This is a genomic window from Dissulfurispira sp., from assembly GCF_036745535.1.
Classification (GTDB): domain Bacteria; phylum Nitrospirota; class Thermodesulfovibrionia; order Thermodesulfovibrionales; family Dissulfurispiraceae; genus Dissulfurispira.
In genome coordinates this window covers 11,303-14,813 of the sequence record NZ_DAIOFX010000050.1, presented here as the reverse complement: position 1 = coordinate 14,813, position 3,511 = coordinate 11,303, and the positions used below count along the sequence as shown (strand labels likewise).

Annotated in this window: 4 protein-coding genes; all 4 read right to left on the bottom strand. The window is 43.9% G+C overall.

The annotated features are described in order from the left end of the window. Positions 1–54: 54 nt before the first annotated feature. On the bottom strand, positions 55–1,485 hold the full coding sequence (rpoN, locus tag V7L97_RS08895; protein ID WP_333655181.1) for an RNA polymerase factor sigma-54: 1,431 nt from the start codon (positions 1,483–1,485) through the stop codon (positions 55–57). Between the two features lie 100 nt (positions 1,486–1,585). Continuing rightward, positions 1,586–2,326, bottom strand: a complete 741-nt coding sequence (gene lptB / locus V7L97_RS08890) for an LPS export ABC transporter ATP-binding protein (RefSeq protein WP_333655179.1) — start codon at positions 2,324–2,326, stop codon at positions 1,586–1,588. Positions 2,327–2,367: 41 nt separating this feature from the next. After that, positions 2,368–2,922, bottom strand: coding sequence for an LptA/OstA family protein (locus tag V7L97_RS08885; protein WP_333655177.1), 555 nt, complete (start codon positions 2,920–2,922; stop codon positions 2,368–2,370). Then, complete coding sequence (gene lptC, locus V7L97_RS08880) at positions 2,912–3,418, bottom strand: LPS export ABC transporter periplasmic protein LptC (RefSeq protein WP_333655174.1); 507 nt, start codon at positions 3,416–3,418, stop codon at positions 2,912–2,914. The genes V7L97_RS08885 and lptC overlap by 11 nt, the downstream gene beginning before the upstream one ends. Positions 3,419–3,511: the final 93 nt, after the last annotated feature.

Below are 3,511 nucleotides of genomic sequence, written 5' to 3'. Positions count from 1 at the left end.
GCAGGCGTTATCTCCAGATGACGGCCATTGACAATGATATTCATATTTTCCTCCTTATTCGTATATCTTCCTCTGATTCTGGGGTGGAATCTTCAATTCCTCCCGATATTTTGCAACTGTCCTTCGCGCAATTGTGATGTTCTGGTTCTTCAACCTGTCGGCTATCATTTGATCGCTCAGGGGCTTTTTGGGATCCTCCTCCGAAACAATCTTTTTAATAATGTCCTTCACAGAGGTAGACGAAACCTCGCCTGTCTCTGACTGGATTGCACTGCTGAAAAAGAACCTGAAACTAAAGACCCCGTGGTTACATGCAAGGAATTTGTTCGATGTCACCCTGCTTACCGTGCTTTCATGCATATTAATATCGGATGCCACATCCCTGAGATTCAAAGGCCTCAGGGATTGAACTCCTATGTCGAAAAATGCCTTTTGAAATTTCAGGATGCTTTCAGAAACCTTATATATTGTCCTGTTTCTCTGGTCGAGGCTCTTTATCAACTCGGTGGCAAGTCTCAGCTTCTCCTTTAAAAATTCCCTCTCTTCCTTTGTAAGGGATTCCTTCCTCAAGAGGAGCTTACGGTAGCTGCTGTTCAGCCGCAACCTCGGCATGCCGTCTTCGTTCAGGATTATCTGGTACCCTTCTTCGGTCTTTGATATAAAGACATCGGGCACTATGTAATTGGTTTCAATGTTGGAAAAACTTGTGGCAGGCCTCGGATCGAGTCCTTCTATTATCTTGACAGCGGCTATTATATCGTCCATGGGCGAGTTGTATTGTTTTGCTATGTTGCTGTATTTCTTTTTCTGCAAATCTTCCATATTGTTAATGATTATCTTCTCAACCAGAGTGCCGCTCAGGTTTAAGGCCTTAAGCTGCAATAAGAGGCACTCCTTCAGATCCCGTGCGCCAACGCCGGGAGGGTCAAAGCCCTGAACAAGCGCAATAGCAGACCTCACTGTATCGATATCCGCACCGGTGACAGATGCCAGTTCCTCATCCGTAGCCCTGAGATAGCCGTCTTCGTCGATATTGCCGATTACTGCCTCTGCGACCCTTCTTATTCCATCATCTGCCGTGCTCAATCTCAATTGCCAGAGTAAATGGTCGTACAGATCCGGCTTCTTGGAACAAAAGAGCTCATATGACGGTTGTTCTTCGATGTCCGGCGTAAAATAACCGAGGTCCCTGCCGTCGCTGCTCCTTTCTTCAAAATATTCATCGACGCTGAAGTTCATAAGACCCTCAAGAGGTATTTCGGCGTCATCGGCAGCGATGGATGGAGTGGTATCCTCAATGGTATGCTCCTCCATTTCCGGCTCTTCAAATTCTTCTTCCAGAAAAGGATTCTCTATAAGCTCGTTGTTCAATGTCTGGGCGAGTTCGAGCTGGGGCATCTGCAAAAGCTTGATAGTCTGCTGGAGTTGCGGCGTAAGGATGAGCTTTTGAGCGAGTCTTAAGTCTAATCTGCTTTCCAGTGCCATTATAATTTACTCCGTAAATTCAAATCCCAAATTCTAAATCCCGAACCCGAATAATATATAAAAAATTTGTTTAGGATTTCGTGCTTTGAATTTAGAATTTTCATAATTTAAAATCTTCTCCTAAATATGCCTCTTTTACAGACGGATTTCTTATCAGGTCATCCGGCGTTCCCTCGGCTAAAATCTTACCGTTGCTGATGATATATGCCCTGTCCGTAATTGAGAGGGTCTCCCTTACATTATGGTCTGTTATAAGGATGCCGAGTCCCTTTGATTTCAGATACGTCAGCATCTTTTTCAATTCGATTATCGCAATAGGGTCAACGCCGGCAAAGGGCTCGTCAAACAACATAAACATCGGCTTTAAGGCAATAGCCCTCGCAATCTCGGCACGTCTCCTCTCTCCACCGGAAAGCCGGTATCCATCCCTGTCGGCGAAATTTGTCAAATTGAATTCTTCAAGGAGCCTGTCGACCTCTCCCTGTATGCCTCCGCTATTCCCGTTTGATCTTCCCATTCCGCTTATCTCAAGAACAGCCTTCAGGTTTTCCCTCACGGTCAATTTTCTGAATATCGACGGCTCCTGGGGCAGATAGCCGATACCCTTTCGTGCCCGCTGATACATCGGAAGCCTTCTTATATCATCCCCATCGAGTGTAATGTCGCCCTGCTCAGGACGTATCATACCCACCACCATGTAAAAGGTCGTGGTCTTCCCTGCGCCGTTTGGGCCGAGGAGTCCCACTATCTCGCCTGTCCTGACAGATATGTTCACATCACGCACCACGTATCTCTTGCCGTATGCCTTGGACAGACCTTTTATTTCAAGGACATGGTTCATAATCCGATCAATTCTGAAGCACGGAACTCGTGAAGTCAGCGCTAAGGAAGCCTCTCCTTCTGTACTTTGTCGCTTTCGCCTCTCCGCTCTATTAACAAGACCTTGCTGTTTTCGACTATGGAGCGGTCATCCTTCATAAAATATATCATCTTTGTGCCTGTCACCACATTTTCACCCTCGGTTGCCCTCGGCTCTCCCGTGAATATAATCTTTTCTTCAGGCTCGGCAAAATAAGTGGCGAATTTGGATGTTACAACGCGTTCCCCTTTTATAAGCTTGACATTCCCCTCGGCATCGATCCGTTTAATATTGCTACTCCCCTTCTCTTCCGAATAATACACCAGCATCTTATCGGCAAACAGGGTCATCTCTCCCTTCCTTGCCACGACTGATTTCTCAAAGAGGGCGGTCTTGGCCTTATTGTCTGCAGTCAGGATTTCCGAGGTTATGACAGTAGGTTCTTTCGATACACTCTTTTTTTCCTGAGCAAAAGTTATATTGGGCGATAGGCAATAGGCAATAGACAATAGACATAAAAAAATAAATATTCCTATAGCCCATCGCCTATAGCCTATAGCCTGCTTTTTATTTTCCATAAAAAACCGCCTTTACATTTTTTTTCAGTGTCGCCTTGTCAGTTGTTGCTGTCATAGTATCTCCTTCTGCAAAAAACCTCTTTCCAACAATCTGAACCCTTTCATCGGAAAGTATCTCATTTTTCGAAGAATCCCAGAACAATGTGCTCGCCACAATTTCATAATCCTTGGTAAAGGCGTTTATATTTCCATCTATCTTCAGATTCCTGTTTTCAATATCATACATACCGCCGTTGGATGTAAGGGTAAGCTCTTTTTCAGGAAATATTATCTTCAGGTTATCGAGCTTTATATCATTGTTCGTTAAAAACACGGCTTTTTCAGAATTCAGTATCCACTTGACGAGTCCTGCCTTCTTCTGCGTAATGCTCACTTCATCCATATACGAATTATCGCCAAGACGCAATTTGATCTTCGCATCTTTTTCCTGGTTTAAATAAACTATCAATACTGTCAGAAGAAAGAGGGAAGCACAAACAAATAAAATTTTTTTCATATAAAAATTTTACCACAGCATGGCTGTCTTGTAAAGGCAAATTACATGCCAATTGGATAAATAGATAAATAGGGACAATTAAATAATTAAATA